Below are 23,810 nucleotides of genomic sequence, written 5' to 3' on the forward strand. Positions count from 1 at the left end.
AATCACATGTCGCTTCTGCTGACCATCGATACCGATCCGAATTTTACGCCAAAGCAATCCGTGCCGGACGCAGACCGGCTGATTTCGGGCAGCCCGGCCTACAAGACCTGGGCTCAGGATGCCTCCAGAGGCGAGAAGGTAGTCACCGGCATCTGGGAAGCGACACCAGGCGAGCACCATTCGATCAAGGGCACGGTCTACGAATTCTGCCACATCATTTCCGGTGTCGTGGAAATCGATGAAAAAGACGGTGAGACGAAGACCTACCGTGCCGGCGACAGCTTCGTGATGAAGCCCGGTTTTGTCGGCGTCTGGCGCACGATCGAAACCGTGCGCAAGATCTATGTCTGCGTTTACGATTGAGAGGCCGCCGACGGGCGCGCCCGAAGAACGGCGCGCCTCTTACTTAGCCTTCGGCGATGACAAAGATCTTCTTGAGGTTGCCGTGAATTGAAAGGCGGTTGATCGTCCCGCGGCCGACGAAGATCGCGTCTCCCGGCCCGACCGATGTTTGCGTCCCGTCGCCATCGATCACATCAGCCTGCCCCTCCAGGATATACATCAATTCATGGACGGGATGAGGGCGCGACAGCCGGGTGTGCGGCGTCGTCGCCCAGACACCGGCCCGAAAGCCGGCCCCTTCGTCGGAAAATGCCCTGAAGAGACGGCACTGAGGCGTGTCGCCTTCCACGAACTGCGCCGGAGGCGGCGGGGAGGGGGCAAGTGTCACATGTCTGTCGATCGCCACGACGCCCTGCATGCTCGATGTCGCCGCGGTCGTTGCGCAGAAGATCCACTGCGTGCCTTCATCCGCTTCCGCCGTGAAGTCCTGGCCGCGGCCGATGACGACGCTGTCGCCGCAGGCGAGATCAAACGTCAAGCCGCCCGAATGCAGGACAAGACGCCCTGCCACGACGACCAGGCATTCCGTATGGGGAAAGCTGGCGCTCGAGGCCTTTCCGCTCCAGTGGACTGATCCGGCGAAAACCCCGCCCGCGGCGCTCCAGACGATATCGCGGCCGGCCCCGAATATGTCGTCTGCCCCCAAGGCGTTTCGTTTGCCTTCCGGGGCACCTCCGCTTTTCGCCTCGAAGAGGAGAATGGTTTTACCGGTCATCGCGTCACTCCCATTTTGGTCAGGTATTCATAGGTTTGAGCTTAATGCTGATGGGCCGCGGGCCAATTTGGGCATGGGCCTAATCCTGGAAGAGCCGCGGGATCGAATTCTGCAGAGATCCTAATCCGTGGCCTCAAGGGGCGCGCTGCGGAGTTGGCGCATAAACAGAATATCCTTTGGTTTGCTGCCCCCAACACAGGCAATTGTTGCGAAACAAAGCCGCCTGCGCCGCACCTCTCCAGCGCCAGCAGGCATATACTTCATGCATCGGATCAGACGAGCATAAGGGCATGCGCCAATGAAATTTGCTTCCTACTGGCATGATACCTCGATCCCCTTCGCCGGAGGCATCGCCGACCCCGTCTCGGGAGATTTCGAGGTTGCGGTGATCGGCGCCGGCTTCACCGGGCTCAACGCCGCACGTACGCTCGCGCAATCCGGTGTGAAGGTCGCTCTGCTGGAAGCCGAGCACGTTGGGTATGGTGCGTCCGGCCGCAATGGCGGGCACCTCAACAGCGGTCATTTCGCAAGCTTCGGCGCCGCCAGGCAGCATCTCGGGGAAGACCGGGCGCGCCGCTTGTGGCGGGCCTATGACGACTCGATCGACATGATCGAACGCATTATCGAGGAAGAAAAGATCGCCTGCGACTTCCGCAGGGGCGGCAAGCTCAAGCTTGCCTCGAAGCCCTCTCATGTCGGCAAGCTTCAGGCGATGTCCGAAGAAATCCGCCGCGAGGTCGACCCTTCAGCCGAATGGCTGACGCGCGAGGATCTCCGCGAGGAGGTGGTTTCGGATGCCTTCCATGGCGGAATCCTCTATCCGAAATCCGCCATGATGCACATGGGACGCTACGCCAATGGCGTGGCGCAGGCGGCCTGCCGCCACGGCGCGGCGATCTGGGAGCGCAACCCGGTCACCGCCCGCGAGCCCGTGCCGAATGGGTGGCGGCTGACCACGCCGACCGGCTCGCTCTCCGCCCGTCAGGTCATCCTGGCGACCGATGCCTATACGCCAAGCGTCTTTAACTATTTCCGCCGAAGGCTGATGCCGATCGCTTCCTTCATCATTGTGACACGCCCGCTCACCCCGCAGGAAGTCGCTGCGACGGTTCCGGGCAACCGCAATTTCACCAACTCTCTCAACATCGCCAATTATTTCCGCCTGACGCCCGACAACCGCATGCTGTTCGGGGGGAGGGCGAGATTTTCGGCGGTATCCAACCAGAAAACCGACGTCAGCTCCGGCCAGCTTCTGCGCCAGCAGATGGTCGGCATGTTTCCGCAGCTTGCAGACGTCGGGATCGACTATTGCTGGGGCGGCCTCGTCGGTTGCACGCAAGACCGTTATCCCCGTGCGGGCAGCGCCGAGGGCGTGATTTACAGCATGGGCTATTCCGGCCACGGAGCCCAGCTTTCGACCTTCATGGGCAGTGCGCTGGCCAATATGGCGATGGGGCGCAAGGACGCCAATCCGCTCGACGGCTTCGCGTGGCCCGCCGTTCCCATGCATACCGGAAACCCGTGGTTCCTGCCCATCGTCGGCACCTATTACCGCATGAAGGACCTGCTGCCCTGACCGATCCCGGCGCCGCGCCCCTCGCGGCTTCGACAGCCTCGCGCAGGACCGCCGCCCCTGTTTTCCTGCCGATCCTCCGTGCCTTTTGCCGCATAAGGACTTTGCAATGATCACACCTCTCGAACACCTGTCCCGCAACGGTCGTCTGGACAAACTCTTCATCGACGGTCAATGGCTTGAACCCAGGGGCAGCGCCAAGGGCGTCGTGGTCAATCCTGCCACGGAAGAGGCGGTGGCCCATTTTGCGCTCGGAAACGGCGAGGATGTCGACGCTGCGGTTTCCGCCGCCCGGCGGGCCTTCGCCACCTGGAGCCGGACCACGCCGGAATACCGTGCGGCTCTGCTCGAGCGCCTGCAGACGCTGCTCGAAGCGCGCGGCGAACTGTTCGCGCAGTGCCTGAGCCTCGAAATGGGCGCGGCGATCGGATATGCGCGCAGCGCGCAGGTGCCGCTGGCGATCGCCCATGTCACGGTCGCCCGCAATGTCCTGGAGGCCTTCCCCTTCGTCAAGCAGCGCGGGCACACTGCCGTCGCCCACGAACCGATCGGCGTCTGTGCACTGATCACCCCGTGGAACTGGCCGCTCTACCAGATCACCGCCAAAGTCTCACCGGCGCTCGCCGCAGGCTGCACGGTCGTGCTCAAGCCCAGCGAGCTTTCGCCTCTCGACGCGCTGCTGTTTGCCGAGACGATCGAGGAAGCCGGCTTCCCCAACGGCGTCTTCAACCTCGTCAATGGCGACGGCCCGTGTGTCGGTTCGGCTCTCGCGTCCCATCCGGATGTCGACATGATTTCCATTACCGGCTCTACCCGTGCCGGTGTCGCGGTGGCCCAGGCAGCCGCGCCGACCGTCAAGCGCGTCGCACAGGAGCTTGGCGGCAAGTCGCCGAACGTGATCCTGCCGGACGCCGACCTCGATCGCGCCGTTTCCATGGGCATAGCGGCTGCCTTCCGCAATCTCGGCCAATCATGCAGTGCGCCGACGCGTATGATCGTGCCGCGCGCGATGCTCTCCGAGATCGAGGCCATCGCCGCGAGAGCCGCAGATGAGATTACGGTCGGTGATCCCCTCTCAAAGGCCAGCACGCATGGTGCGATCGCCAACCGCGCCCAGTTCGACCGGATCCAGACCATGATCGGCGTCGGGATTGCGGAAGGCGCGACACTCGTCACCGGCGGCGAGGGTCGCCCAGCCGGGCTGAATGCCGGGTTCTACGTCAAACCGACGATTTTCTCGAAGGTGCGCACGGATATGCACATCGCCCAGGAGGAAATCTTCGGCCCGGTTCTCTGCCTCATTCCCTACGACACGGTGGAGGAAGCCATCGTCATCGCCAACCATACCGTCTACGGCCTGGGCGCGCATGTGCAGGGCAAGAATATGGACGTCGTCAAGGACGTCGCGTCGCGGATCCGCTGCGGTCAAGTGCATCTCAACTATCCGGCCTGGGATCCACACGCGCCTTTTGGCGGCTTCAAGCAATCTGGAAACGGACGCGAATTCGGCATTGAGGGCATGCTGGAATACCTCGAGGTCAAATCCATCCTCGGATACTTCTAGAGCATCACATCGCCCTCTGTCGTGCAGGCTGCTGACCCTATCCGGCACCCTCTTGCCGACGGATGCCGGATTCATGGCTCGGCACAGCGCTTCGCCGATCTCCGGGTAACAGCCGAAGATGACTGTCGCATCTCCCAAAACGTTATTTTCCACCGCGCCCGCAGCCACTGTCAATGCATGCTGCTTGTCCTGTTTCGGTAGGCTTGACTCAGACTGATAGTCAGAGAGGAAACGATATGCTTGAGTTGAAAGACAAAGACCTTTTCCAGCAGGCCGGCCTGATCGACGGGATCTGGTCGCGTGCAGCCTCGGGCAAGACGGTGAACGTCGTCAATCCCGCCACTCAGGTAAACCTCGGCACGGTTCCGGATATGGGAACTGCCGAGACCCGCGCGGCGATCGATGCAGCCGAGGCCGCTTTCACCCTATGGAAGAAGCGGACGCATGCCGAGCGTGCTCTTCTGCTTGAGCGCTGGCATGCGCTGATGATCGAAAATCTCGAAGATCTCGCACTGCTCATCACGATTGAACAGGGCAAGCCTCTCGATGAATCGCGCGCCGAGGTCCGATACGGTGCCTCCTTCGTCAAGTGGTTTGCCGAAGAGGCTCGCCGCATCGGCGGCCACACCATTCCCTCGCCGACGGCGGATCGCCGCATCGTCGTGCTCAAGGAAGCGGTCGGTGTCTGCGCCATTGTGACACCCTGGAATTTCCCGATCGCGATGATCACCCGAAAGGTGGCGCCCGCCCTGGCGGCCGGCTGTACGGTTGTCGTCAAGCCTTCGGAGTTCACCCCCTATTCGGCGCTCGCCATGGGTATTCTTGCCGAGCGTGCCGGCATTCCGGCGGGTGTGATCAATATCGTCACCGGCATGCCGACGGAGATCGGCAGCGAGTTCATGGAAAACGCGACGGTGCGCAAGATCTCCTTCACCGGCTCGACCCGGATCGGCTCGCTGCTGATGCGCGGCGCCGCCGACAGCGTCAAGCGGCTCTCGCTCGAACTCGGCGGCAATGCGCCGTTCATCGTCTTCGACGACGCCGATCTCGATCTCGCGGTCGAAGGCGCAATCCTGTCCAAGTTCCGCAACGGCGGTCAGACCTGTGTCTGCGCCAACCGCATCCTGGTGCAGGCCGGAGTCTATGATGCCTTCGCCGAGAAGCTCGGCGCCCGCGTCAACGCCATGAAGGTCGGTCCGGGAACGGAACCCGGCAATGTCATCGGCCCGATGATCAACACGGCGGCGATCGAGAAGATCACCCGCCATGTCGACGACGCCGTGGCCAAAGGCGCCAAGATCGCAGCACGAGGCGGCTCCGTGGCGGAGGGCTCGCAATACGCCGCGCCGATGGTGTTGACCGGAGCGACGACAGATATGCTGCTTGCCAGCGAAGAGACCTTCGGTCCGGTTGCTCCGCTCTTTCGCTTCGAAACGGAAGACGAGGCGATCGCAATCGCCAACGGCACGCCCTTCGGCCTGGCTGCCTATTTCTACACCGAAAACCTGAAGCGCTCCTGGCGTGTCGGCGAAGCCCTCGAGTTCGGCATGATCGGGCTCAATACCGGCGCAATCTCCACCGAAGTCGCCCCCTTCGGCGGCGTCAAGCAGTCCGGCCTCGGCCGTGAGGGGGCGCAGGTCGGCATCGAGGAATATCTCGAGATGAAGAGCTTCCACATCGGCGGGCTGAGCTGAGCCTGAAGCGATTACGAGATGAGAACCAGCAATGTGGCGCACGCGCGTGCGCCATTTCTTTCACAGCCATGGCGATACACGGGCGTTGGCAATCCTTCCGCTTCGCTCGATCCGGCGGCAGGCACCCTCAAGCTCTGAGTCTCTGGAATGTTCGCTTGCTCGGAGAAGCCGTTAAGCAGGCTTAAGGCGGCGGGGGCAATCCATTGCGGCTCGCTGCGGCTGGAATTGCCTGCTGGTCCGCGAGCACGGCGGACCTCTTCAAAAAAGTGCGAGCGGAAAAGCCGCCCGCACTTTTCTTCATTCAATTCAGAGACCGAATACACCGGGGAGGCCGGAGATGTCGGGGATTTCGACATAGCCATAGAACGGGTTGGCGGGTTCATGGCGGCGGTTCACCCACACCTTGTTCTTGATGCCGATATCGTTGGCCGACATATGGTCGTAGCGGAACGACGAGGAGCAGTGCACGACATCCTCAGGCGCGCAGCCGAGCATGTCGAACATATATTCAAAGGCCTGCAGGCGCGGTTTGTAGGCCTGTGCCTGTTCGGCGGTATAGATCGCATGGAAGGGCGCGCCGAGCTTTTCGACATTCGACATGATCTGCGAATTCATCGCATTCGACAGGATCACCAGCGGGATCTCCTTGGCGACCTTCGCAAGGCCAGCCGGCACATCCGCATGCGGCCCCCAGGTCGGCACCCGCTCGTAAACCATGCGGGCGTCTTCATCCCTGAACTTGATGCCGTTACGTTTGCAGCTGCGCTCGATCGAATTGTGAACGACCTCGGCATAGGGCTTCCAGTCGCCCAGAACCTCATCGAGGCGATAGGCGGCAAAGTTGCGGACGAACTCGGCCATGCGCGGCTCGTCGAGCTGGTTGCCGTAAAGATCGCGGGCCGCCTCCGCCATCTGGAAATTTGTCAGCGTGCCGTAGCAGTCGAAGGTGATGTATTTTGGGCGCGAGAGGGTCATGGACATATCCTTTGGAGGGTGGATCGGGCATTTGACGTCATGATAGACGCGGCCCGCCCTCCGGCTCGCCTGAATGCGTGAGCGATCGAAGCAGATTATTTCGTATCGAAAGGCGGCTTTGGCAGATGCTTGTGGATGCCCCACCCGCTGGCGGCGGCTGAACGACGGGCAGGATGGCTGTGTCGCCCTCCATTATGCCTCTCGATTTGATCGGTTCGCCGCACTCGTTCACCCGGCTTGCCCGAGTTCAGCGAATGTTGCTCGCGATCCGCCCGGTGACGCCCACATGCCAGCATAAGATGCGGCGGGCGACAAAGGGAAAACGATAAGATACTGCACAGGGCGTGGCCTTCAGACGATTAGCCAAGCCGCAGTCCTTCACACTCCCGGATAGGAAACGAAGGAAGTGTCATGCAGACAAGCCAGATCGACTTTGCCGCGTTCGGCAGCGAACACCTGGGTGCCGCCCTGAAGCTGTCGCGGCAGGCGGGCTGGCCCCATCGGCCTGAAGACTGGGAGATGGCGCATGCCTTGAGCGAGGGCGTCGTCGCCATCGAGGGCGACCGGGTGGTGGGCACCGTGCTTGTCACCCCCTACAAGCAAGACTGCGCCACGATCAACATGGTCATCGTCGATGAAGCCATGCGCGGCCGCGGTCTTGGCCGCAAGCTCATGCAGGCCGCAATAGAGCTTGCCGGCGATCGCCCGCTCCGGCTTGTGGCGACCGCCGATGGCCTTCCGCTCTACGAGAAGCTCGGCTTCAGCCAGACCGGCCGCATTCTGCAGCATCAAGGCATCGCAGCAGAATGCGCCGCGCCGACGGCGACGTCAGCCGCCGCCACGACCGATTTCTCCGCGATCACCGAACTCGATCGACAGGCCTTCGGCGCCGATCGCGCCGATCTGATCGCATATCTCGCCAGGGTCGGTGAACTCGCCGTGGTCCGCTGCGACGGACGCGTCACCGGTTTTGCGGTTCTTCGCAGCTTCGGCCGGGGCGAGGTCATCGGCCCCGTCATTGCCGGCAACGTCGAGGACGCCAAGGCGCTCGTCACGCATTTCATCGCACGGCGCCCCGGCGTGTTCCTCAGGGTCGATACCACGGCTGCCGCCGGCCTGTCCGGCTGGCTGGCCGAACAGGGCTTCGCCCATGTCGGCGGCGGCATCGCCATGATGAAGCCATCGATCCCAGCCGCCGATTCCGTCGCCACCATCTTCGCCCTCGCCAACCAGGCGCTCGGCTGATCCGGAGAGCATCATGTACAGCAATTCCCTTGTCGAACTCGACCGCGCCCATCTCGTGCATCCCGTCGCCTCCTACCGCAATCACGAAAAGCTCGGTGTCCGTGTGCTCGCTTCGGCCAAAGGGGCGACGGTAACCGATGCTTCAGGCAAACAGTTGGTCGATGGCTTCGCCGGCCTGTGGTGCGTCAATGCCGGTTACGGTCATGAATCGATCGTCGAGGCGGCAGCGCGGCAGATGCGCGAACTGCCCTATGCGACAACCTATTTCGGTCTCGGCTCGGAACCGGCGATCCGGCTTGCCGCGGCATTGGCCGAACGGGCTCCGGGCGACCTCAACCACGTTTACTTCACTCTGGGCGGATCCGATGCCGTCGACAGCACGATCCGGTTCATCCGCTATTGCTGGATCGCCCGCGGCCAGCCGCAGCGCGACCAGTTCATCTCCATCGAGCAAGGCTATCACGGTTCATCGACTGTCGGGGCCGGACTGACGGCACTTCCGTTGTTCCACGCCGGCTTCGGCATTCCCTTCGACTGGCAGCACAAGATCCCTTCGCACTACGCCTACCGCAACCCGGTGGGTGAGGATCCGCAGGCCATCATCAATGCCTCCCTCGCAGCACTGCGGCGCAAGGTCGAAGAGATCGGCCCCGAGCGCGTCGCCGCCTTTTATGCCGAACCCATCCAGGGTTCGGGCGGTGTGCTGGTGCCGCCGAAGGGCTGGATGAAGGCGATGCGGGCGCTCTGCAGCGAGCTCGGAATCCTCTTTGTCGCCGACGAAGTGATCACCGCTTTCGGCCGCACCGGGCCGCTCTTTGCCTGCGAGGACGACGAGATCGTTCCTGATTTCATCACCACCGCAAAGGGTCTGACCTCCGGCTATGTGCCGATGGGCGCGGTCTTCATGGCCGACCATGTCTACCAGGCCATCGCGGATGGCGCCGGTGGCGCAGCCATCGGACACGGTTATACCTATTCGGCCCATCCCGTCAGCGCCGCCGTCGGTCTCGAGGTGCTGAACCTCTACGAAACCGGCCTCCTGGAGAACGGCCGGAAAGCCGGTGCACGGCTAATGCAGGGGCTTGAAAGCCTCAAGGACCATCCGCTCGTCGGCGACGTGCGCGGCCGCGGCATGCTGGCCGCCGTCGAACTCGTGGTCGACAAGGAAAAGAAAACGCCGTTGCCGGCAGCCGCCGACCCGGCGCGCCGGGTCTTCGACCGCGCCTGGGAAAACGGCCTGGTCATCCGTGCCTTCGCCAACGGTGTCCTCGGCTATGCGCCACCGCTCTGCTGCACCGACGCCGACATCGACGCCATCATCGAGCGCACGCGCAAAACGCTTGATGACACCCTGGCCGACCCCGATGTACGCGCGGCCCTGAAAGGCTGACCGTGGTCGGCTGCGGAAAATGCTATAACAAAGTGGTGCCGCACCACCTTCTGGAGTTGGTGCGGCCCTAGAAGGGCTCAATCGATCGCGCCGGTGCATGTTGCTCCCGCGGTCGAGCCGACGAACGAACTAAAGCGGAAACAGGCTCGTCAATGGCATGTGCGATTTGACGATGGGCGACTTCAGGACGACGAAGCTGAAATACTTGTCGATGCCGATCTCCATGTCGGACAGTCGTTCCATGATCGTCTGGTATTCGCCGATCCCGGCTGTCACGAATTTCAAGAGATAGTCGTAGCCGCCGGAGACAAGATGGCATTCGATCACCTGGTCGATCTTCTCGACCGTCGTCAAAAACCGGGCGAAATCGATCTGACGGTGGTTTTTCAGGGTGATCTCCGTGAAAACGGTCAGCGTCTGGCCGAGTTTGGCGACGTTGATCTGTGCGGAATAACCCTCGATATAACCTTCCGACTGCAGCTTCTTCACCCGCATCAGGCAGGGGCTCGGCGACAGGTTGACGAGCTCGGCAAGCTCGACATTGGTAACGCGGCCATTCTTCTGCAATTCATGCAGAATTTTGATATCGATCCGGTCGAGTTTCATCGTTCCACTCCGCCTTGTCGAACCTGCCAGCGCCGCAGCATATTGTGCCGCTATCCTCCCAACACTACCATATTGAAGGCTTGAGTCGATCGCGTTTCATGGGCTTCCCGAGGGACAAACGAGATGTGTCTTGGCCGACAGCAGCATTTTATGCTGCCCCGACCGGCGACCAGGATGTGTGACGCCACTCGGCCAGGCGCTCTAGCCATTGGAGGAATGGATCGCGTCGCAGACCGCTTCCGTGACCTCTTTGGTCGTGGCGGTGCCGCCGACGTCGGGGGTGAGGATGCCCGCGCCTGTGACCGCTTCGACGGCGCGCATGAGACGGGCAGAGGCCTCCTGCTCGCCGAGATGGTCGAGCATCTGCGCGGCGGTCCAGAAGGTCGCGATCGGGTTGGCGATGCCCTTGCCGGCAATGTCGAAGGCCGAGCCATGGATCGGTTCGAACATCGAGGGAAACCGGCGCTGCGGGTCGATATTCGCGGTGGGCGCGACCCCGATGCTGCCGGCGAGCGCGCCGGCAAGGTCGGAGAGGATGTCGGCATGCAGGTTGGTCGCGACGATCGTGTCGAGGCTCTGCGGTTTCAACGTCATCCGCACCGTCATGGCGTCGACCAGCATCTTGTCCCAGGTGACATCCGGGAATTCCACGGCCACCTCGGCGGCGATCTCGTCCCACATGACCATGCCGTGCCGTTGGGCATTCGACTTCGTCACGACCGTCAGCAATTTGCGCGGCCGCGCCTGCGCCAGTTTGAAGGCGTAGCGCATGATGCGGGTGACGCCGACGCGGGTGAAGATGGCAACCTCGGTTCCGACTTCCTCCGGCAGGCCGCGATGGGCGCGGCCGCCATGGCCGGAATATTCTCCTTCGGAATTCTCGCGGACGATCACCCAGTCGAGATCGCCGACGCCGCAGTTGCGCAGCGGAGGGGTGATGCCTGGAAGGATCTTGGTCGGCCGGACATTGGCATACTGATCGAAGCCCTGGCAGATCGGCAGCCTGAGCCCCCAAAGGGTGATATGATCGGGAACATCCGGGGCGCCGACGGCGCCGAAATAAATCGCGTCGAATTTCTTTAACTGCTCAAGCCCATCGGATGGCATCATCACGCCGTGGCTTTTGTAGTAGTCGGAACCCCAGTCGAAGTGTTCGATGGCAAATCTCACATCGCCCAGACGTTTTTCCAGACTCGCGAGCACCGTTCGCCCGGCGGCAATGACCTCGGGTCCGATCCCGTCCGCTGGGATAGCCGCAATAGAATATTCACGCATTGATTTGCTCCGATAACCTCTTGCACGCCAGTCCTGCCCGATGAGGCCTACGCGTTCTCCCTGAAGCCTAGTGCCGAGCCCTCAGTTTACTCAACGGCGAAAGAATTATATAAATTGCGGATATAATAGGGAGTTGCCTATGGAACTGGAGCAGTTGAGATGCTTCGTTGCGGTTGCCGAAGAGCTCCACTTCGGAAGGGCGGCGCAAAGGATCGGCTTGCTTCCGGCATCGCTCGGGCGCCATGTGCGCCTGCTGGAAGAGTCGGTCGGAAGTCAGCTGCTGAGCCGCACGACCCGGAGCGTCTCGTTGACCGAGGATGGAGTAGCGCTGCTGGAAGAGATCAGGCCGCTTCTCGCCCGGCTCGATGAGCTCGGTCAGAAATTTCGCGCCAGGCAGCACCGGCGCAGCCGCATTCTTCGGATCGGCGCGATCGACAGCGCCGCCGCCGGCCTCCTTCCAATACTGATCCACGACTTTCGAGCCATCGCCCCCGATGTCAAAACCCGGCTGATCGAGGGCAAATCCATTCGACTCGTGCCCAAAGTGCTGGCCGGCGGGTTGGATCTGGCTTTTATCAGGCCGCGTCCGGGGATGAGCCGTCACCTTGCGGTCGAAGATCTGTTTTCCGAAACGACCGTCGTCGCAGTCCCGGCCTCTCATAAACTCGCTGACCACAAGAGCGTCTCTGTCTTCGATCTTGCGAATGCGCCGTTGATCGTACCGGACAGACGATCCCGGCCCCACAGCTATGATTTGACGATGAACCTGTTTGCCGCAGCCGGCCTGCACCCTGATATCACCCAGGTGGCCGATGAAAAACAAACCATCGTCAGCATGGTCGCCGCCGGCCTCGGCCTCGCCATCGTCCCGCGATGGACGTCCTCTCTGGCTTCTGCCGGCGTTCGCTTTCTGCCGGTGCAGGAGGCAGGACAGACGGTGCCGAAACTGCCGCTGGCTGTCGCCTGGATGAAAGCCATCCGTGATCCGGAGCGAGACGCGCTGCTTGATCTGCTGAGGCGGAATCTCGAAAGATATTCGCTACCAGCCTGAGCAAGTTAGTTTGTGATCACGCCGTCGTCGAATGCTGCTGAAGGCGCTCGCCGGTTTTGCGTACCGTATTGCACCATTTTCGTTGAAAGGCGGTATCAGGCACGACGACTGCGTCAAATATGCCGAAGTGAGCATGCTCCGATCGTATACGAAGCGGCATTCGTTCGTTCCATAATTCAGCTTATGTGATGTTATAACATCCATAAGCTTGATATCGGGATGGCGGAGATGTTTTCGTCAAATGGAGTGACCCGATCATGATCGTGGATAACAAGCCCCTGCAGGAAACGATCTCCAGTGGCCGCTTTCAACTGCCGTAGTCCTTTAATATCGGATGGTCGGACCGTTGCCGATGCCTTGACCTCGATTCCAACCACTCGGCCTCTTCTGTCTTCGATGACAAGGTCGACCTCATCCTGGTCCTTGGTGCGATAATGGGAGAAGCTCAGGCGAAGATCCGTCCAAGCGGCAATTTTCATGATCTCGGAAACGACGAATGTTTCCAGCAATGGACCGAAACGGCCGCGATCCCGAAGCAAGCGTTCTTCATCATCGTCCCGTACCGCTGCAAGAAGACCACTATCCAGAAAGTGCATCTTCGGTGTTTTGATCAGACGACTAAGACTGTTGGTCGACCAGGGTGCAACCAGCCTCAAAAGGTACAGGCGTTCCAGAATGCCCACGTATTTCTGGGCGGTAACACTCGATAGCGACAGTGCCGAGCCGAAGCTGGAATTGTTGGTAAGTTGGCTGGCATGCTCAGCCAGGATCCTCAGCAAGCGAGGAAGCCGGTCCAACTGGTCGATATTAGCAATATCGCGGACGTCACGATCGAGGATCAAAGATATGTAGTCATCGAGCCATGCTCGGCGCCGGCTTTGATTGACCCGCCGTAGCGCTTCCGGATAGCCGCCTTTCAGAACGACGTCGATAAGATCTCGCCCGGTCTTGTGAGGTCCTTCCGCGTCGATCCTCTCCCCTGAAAAGAGCATATTCAGGAATCTGCCAGGCCGGCCGTAGATCTCCGCCTGGGATAATGGGAGAAGTGAAACGACGGCCATGCGACCTGCAAGGGAATCTGCAATCGCGGGCATCGTCATGACGTTCGCCGAACCGGTGAGGAGGAAGCGACCTGGCCTGCTATCAGTATCAACGCTTTCCTTAAGGGCCAGCATCAATTCTGGTGCTCTCTGCACCTCGTCGATAATGGCTTTGTCGAGTCCCCGAACAAACCCAATCGGATCATTTCGAGCAGCCTCCAAAGTCCCGGTGTCGTCGAGCGTAAAGTATGGACGATTGCTTTCCACAAACTCGCGAGCGAGCGTCGTTTTCCCAGCCTGCCTCGGACCGGAAATCAGCACGACGCGAGTATCCGAGAGAGCTTCGGCAATCTTAGCGCGGACTTTTCGAACGTAATATGGAGACGACGATTCTTTACTCATGGCAAGACCATATTTAAGTGATATCGCGTCCAATTTAAAGCGTAATCTCAGCCATTTTTAAGATGACCGCTGACGGCTTCAGGGGCGGAACCTAGAGGCCTTCGGCAAGTCTATCGGCCCGAATGCCCTGTTCATTGCCGCCCTTACCTATTACCCGGGGTCCTTCTTGTGACGGCGAACATCGGAGCGTCCGTGCGCACTCCTGGTGTATCCTTCGTGTAGATCGTCCTGGAGGGGGACAAGTTGCAACAGAGGCAATCCATCGCCAAGACATGTGAACATCAACCAACAAGGTATTCAAGAGCATAACCCGCACCATAGATAGTACGAATCCTCAAATTACGGAGTCCTGCAAACGCTCTCCGCAGTCGGCCGATATGCACATCGACCGTCCGATTCTCCACTGAGTGGGGATATGGCCAAACGGCTTCAATGAGTTGATCGCGGCTGCTGATCTGATCTTGCCTTTCCAGCAGGAACCTAAGGATTTTCAACTCCATAGGCGCAAGCGTTATTCTCTTCCCCCCGATAACGACAGCGCGCTGCTCGAATATAAACTCGTTGGGGACAGCAAAACTTGGCCGGGTGACAGCGTCCGACCGCGGCCTTATTCCGCGGAGAAAGGCGAGAAGCTTCGACGGCGACAAAGGACGCGTGATGCATTCGTCGAGGCCCGACTTGATCAACTGCAGGTGCTGCGCCCGCATATCTCCTCCGATGAACGCACCCACGGAAAGCCCGGCGTCCTTCAGTAGCGCACATAGGGACGCAACATCACTCGGCCAGCCCGCACAATCTAGGAGAACCGCGGAAATTTCTGCGGAGGTGCAGGCCTCCACAACATCGCCTTCATTTGCTCCGAGACGGGCCTCGAAGCCTTCGCTACGCAGAATGTGCGCAAGCAGCAAATAAAGCTCGGCGTCCTGCGAGCAAACCAGAATGACAGGTGTCATGTCGACCGCCTCTTCGTCGTTTCAAGAACCGCAAGCCTCAACTCGGCGCGAACTCGCCGCCGTTGACATCGATGATGGCTCCATTGACGAACTTGGCGTCTTCCGACGCCAGGAACGCGATCACGGCAGCGACATCATCCGCGGCACCGAGGCGACCGGCCGGAATGCGGGCGAGCGCTTCGATATTTGTCTTGCTTTCCGGCGATCCGGTCAGTGGCGTCAGGATGCGACCCGGCGCTACGACGTTCGATGTTATGCCATAGGGGCCATATTGAGAGACCAGCACGCGAGATAACCCTGAAAGGGCAGCTTTTGACACCACGTAGCTCGGGCCGGCGATCCGCGGCCTCGTCCGGCCAGCGAGAGATCCGACCAATATGATGCGTCCATAACCCTTTTCTTTCATGGCGGGCAGAACGGCTCGGCAACACAACATTGTCCCCGTCAGGTTGACCGTGAGCACGTCGTTCCATTCTTCAAGAGCAAGATCGGAGACGTTTACGGGACCGTCGGGACCTTTTGGCGAAATCCCCGCATTGCAGACGAGGATCTCGGGTGGACCTAAGATACGGGCCACTTCCCCGAAAAACTGCGTGACGGCCGCCGGCTCACGGAGATCGACCTGTCTCGCAATCGAGCTCTCTGGTCCGAAAGCCTCAGCAAGTGCTGCGCCGGCGGCCATAACGCTTTCCCGGCCATGACTGAAGACGGCCACCCGGTGGCCGGCTTCGAGCAGCCGAAACGCGGTGGCAAGACCGATCCCGGTCGTGCCGCCGCTGATAACCGCAACATGCGGGCTGCAGTCGGCGCTCATGCCGCCTGATCCATTGCAGCAAACAGCGATAACGGTGGATGGGCGCCAGCGTCTGTCATGACTTCGATCAGCAAGGGCCCTTCTCCAGAAAGACCGCGCTCGAGGTAACTAGGAAGATCGGCGGGATCGGAAATTCGGATTGCCGGGCAGCCGCAGGCTTCCGCAATTTTCTGGTGATCGACATCCGCAAAACTGCAGGCAGTCGTGAACCTGCCGAACTTGGCAGTCTCCGCGTCACGCTGAAAGCCCAAAATACCGTTGTTCAACACGATAATGAGGATGGGGAGCCTGCTACGCACCATTGTCTCCAGCTCCGCCCAGCTATGCGCGAAGCCGCCGTCCCCGACGATCGTAACGACCGGCTTGTCCGGCTCGGCCGCCTTCGCCCCGAGCGCAAGCGGCAGGCCCCAGCCAAGGCCAGCAAGGCCGCGCGGCAGGAGAAAGCGCATGCCAGGCGAAAGCGCCCGCAGCTGGCCGGCAACCCACATCGAGGAATAGCTCGCATCGGCAACGACGGTCGTATCCGCCGTCATCAACTGTTGCAGCTCGAACATGATCCGTTCGGGGCGGATCGGGCTGGCATCAGATCGGGCAACGGATTGACGTTCTGCGTCGAACGCGCGCCAGAATCCCGCGATCCGGTCAATCAGCTGATCGCGTTTCGATGCCCGGTAAGAGAGCTCGTGGCCAGACAGCTCCCGTCGAAGCGCCCGGATTGTCTCTGCAGCATCGCCCACCAACCTGACGGCCTCGTATGTGCGACCGATTTCCGCGGGATCGACATCGACGTGGATGACCGACGCGGAGCGGGGAATTTGACGCCAACTGTCCGTGCCATTCTGATTGGTGCGCGTCCCGACCAAAACAACGAGATCTGCCTCTTCGACGAGCGCAACCGTATGTCGTCCGAGTGACCTCGGCCCAACGAGAGCACCGAGAACGCCTGCCGACAGGGGATGATATTCGTCGACCGCACCTTTGCCCATATTCGTGGTGACCACCGGAAGCGAGGCCTCATTCTGTAGCGCCGAAAGTTCGCCGGCGGCACGGCTTGCATGAACGCCGCCTCCGGCGATTATGACGGGAGCGTGAGCCGCCGCGATCATTGAAGCCGCGCGCTCAATGTCGCTGTTGCGCGGACGCAGCCGATCGAGCGGCCAGTGCCCGAGGACAGCTTCGCGCCGAAAGGGCGAAGGCGCTATCTGCTCTCGCAACAGGTCGGCGGGAAGCAAGAGTGCGACCGGCCCTGGCCGACCCGAGGCGGCGGCTGTGAAGGCCGCATCGATATAATCGTCGATCCGTTCGGCAACAATCACCTTGCGCACCCACTTCGTGCAGGATTGGAATAATGCGAGATGGTCGAGCTCCTGGAATGCATTGCGATCAGCCTGATCTCGTTCAACATCCTGGACGAGGGCGACAATCGGTACGCTGGCCTTCAGCGCCTCGGCCAGCGGTGGAACGAGAAGCGTTGCCGCTGGGCCGTTTTGCGCTGCGACCACACCGATCTTCCCGGACAGACGCGCATAGCCATCCGCCATGGTCCCTCCCATGTTTTCCTGGCGGTAGGCGACCTGGCGGATGCCGATTGCTTCGGCCGCCAGGATAACCGCCGAAGGCAGGCTCTGGGCGAAGATATGGTTGACGTCGTGCCGCTTGAGAGAATGAGCAATACGTTCAGCGACGGTGAAAACATCGGTTGCCATGGTCATGTGCCCGCTTCTGTTGGGTTTGCTTCAAGGCGTGAAAGGAAGTCTGCGAAGGCCGAAATGACCGCATCACCGTCGGCCTTGGTCATTGCCGTCGAAAGGGACGCCGCCGCACCATTCGGAAGCAGGATGCCGCAATCGAGGAAATGCTTGGAGAGACGAGCCATCAATTCGGCCTCGTCCCGATCGAGATAGGCCGCGCGGAAGTCTGTTGGCTCCTGGATTTTCGGATGGATGCGAAACAATGATGCGGCCCCCGTCACGCTGAAAGCTGCACCGCGGCGCTCGATTTCCTTTCGAAGACCCTCCCGAATGTCGTCGCCAAGGCTCTCCAGCGCGTCGAATGCCGCCTCCGTCATCGCCTCCATTGCAACCCGGCCTGCGACCATCGAGACGGGATTTGCCGAAAACGTGCCGCCTTGTGGAAGCAGCGGCTTGCCGCTGTCGCTTGCGAAGACCCGCATGACCTCTTCGCGTCCACCAATTGCCCCGACCGGAAAACCTCCGCCGATGATCTTTCCGGCCGCGATCAGGTCGGGTTGCAGACCGTAGCGGGCCGAAGCGCCTGCATATGACTGCCGCAGATTGAGAACTTCATCGGCGACGACGAGGATTCCGTATTGCTTGGCGATCGCCCCGACGGCCGCAAGGAAACTCGGTTCAGGTGCGACCAATCCGGCGCGACTCGGCATTGGATCGATCAGGATACAGGCCAATGAAGGGGCTGCCGAAGCAATACGACGCTCGAGATCCGAGACGTCGTTGAAGCGGATAACGGTCACCTCCTCACCAACCGAGAGCGGCATCCCACGATAGGCGGGTACAGCCGACGATCGCTGCGGGTCGTTCCAAATAGCCGGCGACACCGCCTGCCCCGTCTCCGCCCAGTCATAGGCGCCGTGATAGGCGCCTTCGATGCGTGCAACACCCGGCCGGCAGGTGAATGCGCGGGCGGCCTTGATTGCAAACATCACAGCCTCGGTCCCGCTGTTGACGAAGCGAATATGTTCGACGGCCGGAATGCGTTCGATCAACAGCTCGGCAAGCGTGATCTCGTGCTCGGTAGGGTTGGAGAAACACGTGCCGCGATGCAGAAGATCCGCAACCGCGTCGGCGACGGGAAGGAAACCGTGACCGTGGATCAGCGTCGTAAAATTGTTGTTGAGGTCGAGGAGGCGATTGCCATCGACATCGATAAGGTAGGCTCCCTCCCCGCGGGAAATGTAGAGCGGGATGGGCTCGTGATCCACGGTGACCCGCGTGATCCCCGTCGGGAATACCCGGCGCCCCCTTTTGAAGAAATGTTCGGACCTCGACCGGGAATATCCCCGGCCGGTTCGCGATAAATCTGGGTGAAACATGCGATCTTCTCCGGCCAACGCGGGCCGCGACGCGACCCTTCATAATTTTGTTGTAACAAAAATCATGAAGCAGAAGAAGTTGCAACAAAAAAATCGGACGGTAGGGCTATTGCCGGCTGAGACGCTTCTGCGCAGATTTCTTCAGGCGCCGGTAGCCGTCACGAATATCGTTTTCCATCGCGGCACGGACAGCAGATGGATCTTTGTCGATGAGCCCCTCTATCGCCGCCATGTGATTGCGCACTCCATGTTTTGCCTCAGCAAAGTCAGGATAGAGGTTATGAAACGAAGCTCCGACCCTTAGCCACAGCGCCTCGATCGTTGCAAGGAGATGCGGCATCTGGCAAAGCCGATAGATCGTAAAGTGAAATTCTTTGTTGTCGTGAAGGGCGTCAGCATAGCGCTTTTCATCAAGCGACTTCGTTATTTTCCCCTGCAGAAATAATAGGTTATCAATCGTCTCTTCCGTCGCCAGCAGCGCACCTTTCTCGGTCGCCAGCCCCTCAAGCGCCAGCCGCATCTGCGTGACCTCGTAAAGCGCGGCGAGATCTAGGTGCGGGACGATCACGGTTTTAGGGCCTACCATGGTGAGCGCGCCCTCGAAGACCAACCGATTGATCGCCTCTCGCGCCGGCGTAGAGCCGACGTTCAGCAATTCGGCCATCGAGCGGATCGGCAGCTTGTGACCAGGCCTGTAAGTTCCGCGCGATAGAAGCTCCTTAATAGAGGCGTAGGCAAAGTCGCTGAGGCGCCCGACCTTGGGCTCAGCCTGCTGAAATTTCTTTGCGGTTGTATTTTTGCTCAATTCTTATCCCCCGAGCGTTGACTTCTTCACATTTTTGTTGCAACAAAAATAAATGAGACCGAAACGATCCTTTAATGTGACAGCATAACGGGATCGTGAATAGTAGCAACGCCTTGCCGCGCAAGGCCGTATCCACACGACCTGCCGACCCCCGGCATGATGCCCACAGCAACCCCGCACCGCACGAGCGGCCTGGGGGGTTCCAACACGTTCAACGCACGCGAAAGGGAGATATCATTTTGATTGGTGCGCCTGTTTTCATCGATCGCATTGGCAAGGCTTATGGCAGCCAGACTGCCGTTGGCGCAGTGACCTTGGAAATTCCCGCCGGCGAATTCCTGTCGATCCTTGGTCCATCCGGGTCGGGGAAAACGACGCTCCTGACAATGATCGCGGGCTTCGAAAGCCCTTCTGCCGGGCGCATCATTATCGGCGGGCGCGATGTCACCACCATGTCGCCCGATCGCCGCAATATCGGGATGGTCTTTCAGCGTTATGCCTTGTTCCCCCATCTGACCGTCGCTGAAAACATAGCCTTTCCACTGAAGATGCGCGGCATTCGCAAGAACCTAAGAGCCGAACGCGTCGGCCGGGCGCTCGACCTCGTCCAACTCCCCGACTACGCCAGGCGCTATCCCCACGAATTATCCGGCGGCCAGCAACAGCGTGTGGCGGTCGCGCGAGCAATTGTCTTCGAACCGCCTGTTCTCCTGATGGACGAGCCGCTCGGGGCACTCGACAAGAAGCTGCGCGAATCCATGCAGCTCGAGATCAAGCAGTTGCAGCAGCGGCTCGGCGCTACGGTCATCTACGTGACGCACGATCAAGAGGAGGCGTTGACCATGTCCGACCGGATCGCCGTTATGGCAAAGGGGCAACTCGCACAACTCGGAACCCCGGCGGAGATTTACTGCAATCCGCAGAGTGCCTTTGTTGCGGACTTCATCGGCAAGATGAACTTCCTGACTGGAGAATACCTGGGCGACATCGCCGGCAGCCAGACGATCAGACTGGGTGATGATGTGGTCATTGATACGCCGGGCGCTTTTCCGGGTTTCGAGGGTTCGGCAAAGATCGGGGATCGCGTTCGTCTTGCGCTCAGACCTGAGCGCCTTGGTCTTGCAGCGCGCGGCGCAGGGGGAAAGAACGCCCTGCCCGGCCGGATCGAGACCTCGGTCTTTGCAGGCTCCTTCGATCTTCATCTCGTTCGCACCGATTTCGGGAACGGAGAAATCATTCAGGTGCAGATCTCCACCGATGGGATGAGAGCGCGCTTTGCGACGGGTACCTTCGTGGATGTCATTGCCGAGCGCGACGGCCTGCGGCTCTTTGCCGATGCGGAGGCATGAGATGACCGTGACCGTCGACAATCTCGCACCGACACCGACCGTTTCAGCAAGCTGGCTATTCTCATACTCGGCACGGCGTTATTCGCACGCGCTGACGCTTGTGCTTGTTGCCCCGTTGATGCTCCTACTGGCCGCAGGCTTCCTTTATCCGATTGGCCGGCTCATCTCTTTGAGCGTTATGGCGCCGGAATTCACGCTCGAATATTACCGGCGGATTGTCACCGAGCCACTTTACATCGACGTCCTACTTCGCACGCTGCAGACGGGTGCAATTGTCACTGTGGCGAGCCTGCTGCTCGGATATCCGGTTGCCTTTCTCATGGCGCGCGCCAGAGGCAAGGCTGCAATGATCGTCGCGGCGGCAGTATTCGTGCCGCTGTGGACCTCAGTGCTGGTGCGATCATACGCCTGGATCGTGCTGCTGCAGCGAAACGGGGTTGTCAATGGCTTGTTCATTGAAACCGGCGTCGTCACCAGTCCTTTGAAGCTCCTTTATACCGAGGGCGCCGTCATCCTCGCGATGACACATGTTCTCATGCCCTTCATGATCCTGCCCATCTGCAATGCTCTTCGCACAATTCCTGCCGAATATAGCCAGGCCGCCCGCAATCTCGGCGCCGGCCCGATGGGCGCCTTCCTGCGCGTGACCTTGCCCCTCAGCCTGCCTGGAATCTTTGCCGGGTGCGTCATGTGCTTCATCCTGGCGATCGGTTTTTATATCACGCCAGCCCTTGTTGGCGGACCGGGAGCATTGATGATGGCAACGCTGATCGGCCAGCAAACTATCGTCCTGCTTGACTGGCCATTCGCCGCAGCGCTCGCCACGGTCCTTCTTACCACGACGCTCATCTTTGTCCTTGTGTTCCGCAAGGCCCTTTCCGTCAGCAAAGGAATGAACAGTGTCAACTGAGTCAGCAACCGCCACGGCATGCGCCGCCTCTTGCGTCAACAGCAGCCATCGACCTTATAGCAAGGCAGTCTTGCGGCTCTTCGGGGGATTCCTGATTGGCGCAATCCTGTTCTTCCTGGTGCTGCCGACGTTGCTCGTTATTCCGATTTCGCTGAATGACAGCAGCTATATCCAATTCCCGCCGAAGGGCCTGACGCTTCGCTGGTATAGCGAATTTCTCTCCGATCCGGACTGGCGCGCGGCGACGATTTTCAGCCTGAAGATTGCGCTATCGACAACCATGGCTTCGACGGCAATCGGAACAATGGCCGCCATCGGACTCGTTCGCGGCAATTTGCCGGGCAAGGCCCTTCTGCAGGCGCTGTCGCTCGGGCCGATGATTGTCCCCCATGTCGTCTTCGGCGTTGCGCTCTATCTGATTTTCTCGCCGCTTGGCCTGACAGGCAATTTTGCTGGTTTCCTGGTCGCGCACACCGTGCTCTCGGTCCCCTACGTCATCATCACCGTATCTGCGGCACTCGAGCGCTTCGACCCGTCACTTGAACTTGCCGCACTGAATTGCGGGGCAAGCCGCAGCCGCGCCTTCTTCAGCATCGTGCTTCCAAACATTTCACCGGCGGTCGCAGCTGCTTCGGTTTTCGCGTTTCTCGCGTCATTTGACGAGGCAACGGTCGCTTTCTTCATCTCCGATACCGGCGGCAAAACGATCAGCCGCAAAATGTTCGAGGATATCGATTTCAATCTCACCCCGGTCATCGCATCGGTTTCGACGCTGCTCGTCGCGATATCGCTCGTCCTCATGGGCTCCATCTATCTCCTTACAGGCCGCGGGGAGGACTAACGTGGCCATATTCATCCGGACGGAGGAACACGTGATGACAAAACGAATCGAGATCAGGCCTTTGCTGCTTGCGGCTTGCCTCACGCTAGCTGGTGCGGGGGCATCGCATGCTGAGGAGCAGGTGGTCATTGCGACCACTGGCGGCGCCTACGATACGGCGCTGCGAAAATTCTGGTTCGAGCCGTTTACCGAAGAGACCGGCATCAAAGTCGTCTCGGTCGCGGCAACAAATGCGGAGATGCGAGCGAAAGCATCGGCGATGGTCAAGACAGGCAATGTGACCTGGGACCTCTATCCGGATGGCGAGATCCAGGCGAGCGCTGAAACGCATCGGCTGACGTCTGAAGACCTCACCGAATTTTGCAAACCCTTTCAAGGCCGACCAGACTTGGTCGACGATGCCTGTGTGACTGCCGGGGCCAGGCTTTTTTCGACCGCAACGCTCATGGCTTACGACCCTACCGGCTTCAAGGAAGGAAGCCCGTCGAGCTGGGCTGACATGTGGGACCAGGCGAAATTTCCCGGTGGTCGGTCTTTTCCGAATTTCGACGATCCGTGGCGGGTCATGGCCGCTGCACTGCTGGCCGATGGTGTCCCGCGCGACAAGCTCTTTCCGCTCGACGTCGACCGCGCACTCAAAAAGCTTGACGAGATCCGCCCGGCAATATCGCTCTGGTGGAAGACCGGTGATCAGAGCGTTCAAGGGTTTCGCAACGGCGACTACAGCATCGGCCAGATCTGGCTGACGCGGGCAAATACTCTGAAGGCTGAAGGCCGCCAGATCGCCTGGTCCAAGCAGGCTTCTTTCTTAGTTGGCGATCGCTTGACCATCATCAAGGGCGCGCCGAACCGGACGAATGCGTTACAGCTGGTCGGCTACTGGCTTGATCACCCCGAGGCGCAGGCGAAAGTCTGCGAGGAACTCCTTTGCACGCCGCCCAGTCGCAAGGCGATCGCGTTGATGTCGCCGGCAGCACGTGCAGCGTTGCCAAGCGACGATGATATCAGGGATTACATCGTCATTCCGGACGCCAAATGGATCAATGAAAATTCCGCGACGATGCTCGAGCGCTGGAATGCCTGGATCCGATAACGACCATCCCCGGGCTAGAAGGAGCGCCCGGGGTGAAGACCGA

General features: G+C 60.3%; 21 protein-coding genes. 11 read left to right on the forward strand and 10 right to left on the reverse strand.

Features of this window, described 5'->3' with window-relative positions:
- The first annotated feature begins 6 nt into the window (after window positions 1-6).
- Complete coding sequence (locus FHX14_RS13955; RefSeq protein WP_184377519.1) at window positions 7-363, forward strand: cupin domain-containing protein; 357 nt, start codon at window positions 7-9, stop codon at window positions 361-363.
- 43 nt (window positions 364-406) lie between these two features.
- On the opposite strand, the gene FHX14_RS13960 is transcribed toward FHX14_RS13955, so the two are convergent.
- Window positions 407-1,117, reverse strand: coding sequence for a cupin domain-containing protein (locus tag FHX14_RS13960; RefSeq protein WP_184377520.1), 711 nt, complete (start codon window positions 1,115-1,117; stop codon window positions 407-409).
- A gap of 298 nt (window positions 1,118-1,415) precedes the next feature.
- On the opposite strand from FHX14_RS13960, the gene FHX14_RS13965 reads away from it, so the two are divergent.
- The 3 genes from FHX14_RS13965 to FHX14_RS13975 all read left to right on the forward strand — a co-directional run bounded on the left by FHX14_RS13965 (window position 1,416) and on the right by FHX14_RS13975 (window position 5,948).
- A complete protein-coding gene (locus FHX14_RS13965) occupies window positions 1,416-2,693 on the forward strand; it encodes an FAD-binding oxidoreductase (protein ID WP_184377521.1) in 1,278 nt (425 codons plus the stop codon).
- A gap of 106 nt (window positions 2,694-2,799) precedes the next feature.
- Window positions 2,800-4,254 (forward strand): aldehyde dehydrogenase family protein, encoded by a 1,455-nt coding sequence (locus FHX14_RS13970; RefSeq protein WP_184377522.1) that lies wholly within the window; start codon window positions 2,800-2,802, stop codon window positions 4,252-4,254.
- A gap of 236 nt (window positions 4,255-4,490) precedes the next feature.
- Window positions 4,491-5,948 carry an NAD-dependent succinate-semialdehyde dehydrogenase gene (locus tag FHX14_RS13975; RefSeq protein WP_184377523.1) on the forward strand — a complete coding sequence of 486 codons (1,458 nt, stop codon included), beginning with the start codon at window positions 4,491-4,493 and terminating at the stop codon, window positions 5,946-5,948.
- A gap of 306 nt (window positions 5,949-6,254) precedes the next feature.
- Here FHX14_RS13975 and FHX14_RS13980 read toward each other — a convergent pair whose 3' ends face one another.
- Window positions 6,255-6,923, reverse strand: a complete 669-nt coding sequence (locus FHX14_RS13980) for a haloacid dehalogenase type II (protein ID WP_184377524.1) — start codon at window positions 6,921-6,923, stop codon at window positions 6,255-6,257.
- Between the two features lie 411 nt (window positions 6,924-7,334).
- Between FHX14_RS13980 and FHX14_RS13985 the strand changes: the two genes are divergently transcribed.
- Together FHX14_RS13985 and FHX14_RS13990 are read left to right on the forward strand one after the other, a co-directional pair.
- A complete protein-coding gene (locus tag FHX14_RS13985) occupies window positions 7,335-8,168 on the forward strand; it encodes a GNAT family N-acetyltransferase (protein WP_184377525.1) in 834 nt (277 codons plus the stop codon).
- A gap of 13 nt (window positions 8,169-8,181) precedes the next feature.
- Window positions 8,182-9,558 (forward strand): aspartate aminotransferase family protein, encoded by a 1,377-nt coding sequence (locus FHX14_RS13990; RefSeq protein WP_184377526.1) that lies wholly within the window; start codon window positions 8,182-8,184, stop codon window positions 9,556-9,558.
- A 129-nt stretch (window positions 9,559-9,687) separates the two neighbouring features.
- Here the strand turns inward: FHX14_RS13990 and FHX14_RS13995 are convergent, their stop codons facing one another.
- Both FHX14_RS13995 and FHX14_RS14000 read right to left on the reverse strand, forming a co-directional pair.
- A complete protein-coding gene (locus FHX14_RS13995; RefSeq protein ID WP_003577877.1) occupies window positions 9,688-10,164 on the reverse strand; it encodes an Lrp/AsnC family transcriptional regulator in 477 nt (158 codons plus the stop codon).
- A gap of 201 nt (window positions 10,165-10,365) precedes the next feature.
- Window positions 10,366-11,439, reverse strand: coding sequence for a tartrate dehydrogenase (locus FHX14_RS14000; RefSeq protein ID WP_184377527.1), 1,074 nt, complete (start codon window positions 11,437-11,439; stop codon window positions 10,366-10,368).
- A gap of 139 nt (window positions 11,440-11,578) precedes the next feature.
- On the opposite strand from FHX14_RS14000, the gene FHX14_RS14005 reads away from it, so the two are divergent.
- Window positions 11,579-12,490 (forward strand): LysR family transcriptional regulator, encoded by a 912-nt coding sequence (locus FHX14_RS14005; protein WP_184377528.1) that lies wholly within the window; start codon window positions 11,579-11,581, stop codon window positions 12,488-12,490.
- 191 nt (window positions 12,491-12,681) lie between these two features.
- On the opposite strand, the gene FHX14_RS14010 is transcribed toward FHX14_RS14005, so the two are convergent.
- From FHX14_RS14010 to FHX14_RS14035, 6 genes are all read right to left on the reverse strand, one after another.
- Entirely contained in the window at window positions 12,682-13,932 is a 1,251-nt protein-coding gene (locus tag FHX14_RS14010; protein WP_184377529.1) for an ATP-binding protein, read from the reverse strand.
- Window positions 13,933-14,213: 281 nt separating this feature from the next.
- Window positions 14,214-14,885 carry a response regulator transcription factor gene (locus FHX14_RS14015; RefSeq protein WP_184377530.1) on the reverse strand — a complete coding sequence of 224 codons (672 nt, stop codon included), beginning with the start codon at window positions 14,883-14,885 and terminating at the stop codon, window positions 14,214-14,216.
- A gap of 37 nt (window positions 14,886-14,922) precedes the next feature.
- The gene (gene fabG / locus FHX14_RS14020; protein WP_184377531.1) at window positions 14,923-15,699 is read right to left on the reverse strand and encodes a 3-oxoacyl-ACP reductase FabG; all 777 of its coding nucleotides are present in this window, start codon (window positions 15,697-15,699) and stop codon (window positions 14,923-14,925) included.
- Window positions 15,696-17,405, reverse strand: coding sequence for an acetolactate synthase catalytic subunit (locus FHX14_RS14025; RefSeq protein ID WP_184377588.1), 1,710 nt, complete (start codon window positions 17,403-17,405; stop codon window positions 15,696-15,698). Before FHX14_RS14025 ends, fabG begins: the two co-directional genes overlap by 4 nt.
- A 2-nt stretch (window positions 17,406-17,407) precedes the next feature.
- The gene (locus tag FHX14_RS14030) at window positions 17,408-18,769 is read right to left on the reverse strand and encodes an aspartate aminotransferase family protein (RefSeq protein ID WP_184377532.1); all 1,362 of its coding nucleotides are present in this window, start codon (window positions 18,767-18,769) and stop codon (window positions 17,408-17,410) included.
- Window positions 18,770-18,875: 106 nt separating this feature from the next.
- The gene (locus tag FHX14_RS14035; protein ID WP_184377533.1) at window positions 18,876-19,574 is read right to left on the reverse strand and encodes a GntR family transcriptional regulator; all 699 of its coding nucleotides are present in this window, start codon (window positions 19,572-19,574) and stop codon (window positions 18,876-18,878) included.
- A gap of 239 nt (window positions 19,575-19,813) precedes the next feature.
- On the opposite strand from FHX14_RS14035, the gene FHX14_RS14040 reads away from it, so the two are divergent.
- The 4 genes from FHX14_RS14040 to FHX14_RS14055 all read left to right on the forward strand — a co-directional run bounded on the left by FHX14_RS14040 (window position 19,814) and on the right by FHX14_RS14055 (window position 23,767).
- Window positions 19,814-20,923, forward strand: a complete 1,110-nt coding sequence (locus FHX14_RS14040) for an ABC transporter ATP-binding protein (protein ID WP_184377534.1) — start codon at window positions 19,814-19,816, stop codon at window positions 20,921-20,923.
- Window position 20,924: 1 nt separating this feature from the next.
- The gene (locus FHX14_RS14045) at window positions 20,925-21,833 is read left to right on the forward strand and encodes an ABC transporter permease (RefSeq protein WP_184377535.1); all 909 of its coding nucleotides are present in this window, start codon (window positions 20,925-20,927) and stop codon (window positions 21,831-21,833) included.
- A 70-nt stretch (window positions 21,834-21,903) separates the two neighbouring features.
- The gene (locus FHX14_RS14050) at window positions 21,904-22,674 is read left to right on the forward strand and encodes an ABC transporter permease (RefSeq protein WP_184377536.1); all 771 of its coding nucleotides are present in this window, start codon (window positions 21,904-21,906) and stop codon (window positions 22,672-22,674) included.
- Between the two features lie 34 nt (window positions 22,675-22,708).
- The gene (locus FHX14_RS14055; RefSeq protein WP_184377537.1) at window positions 22,709-23,767 is read left to right on the forward strand and encodes an extracellular solute-binding protein; all 1,059 of its coding nucleotides are present in this window, start codon (window positions 22,709-22,711) and stop codon (window positions 23,765-23,767) included.
- Window positions 23,768-23,810: the final 43 nt, after the last annotated feature.

The sequence above is a fragment of the Rhizobium sp. BK619 genome (assembly GCF_014195245.1).
GTDB lineage: Bacteria > Pseudomonadota > Alphaproteobacteria > Rhizobiales > Rhizobiaceae > Rhizobium > Rhizobium acidisoli.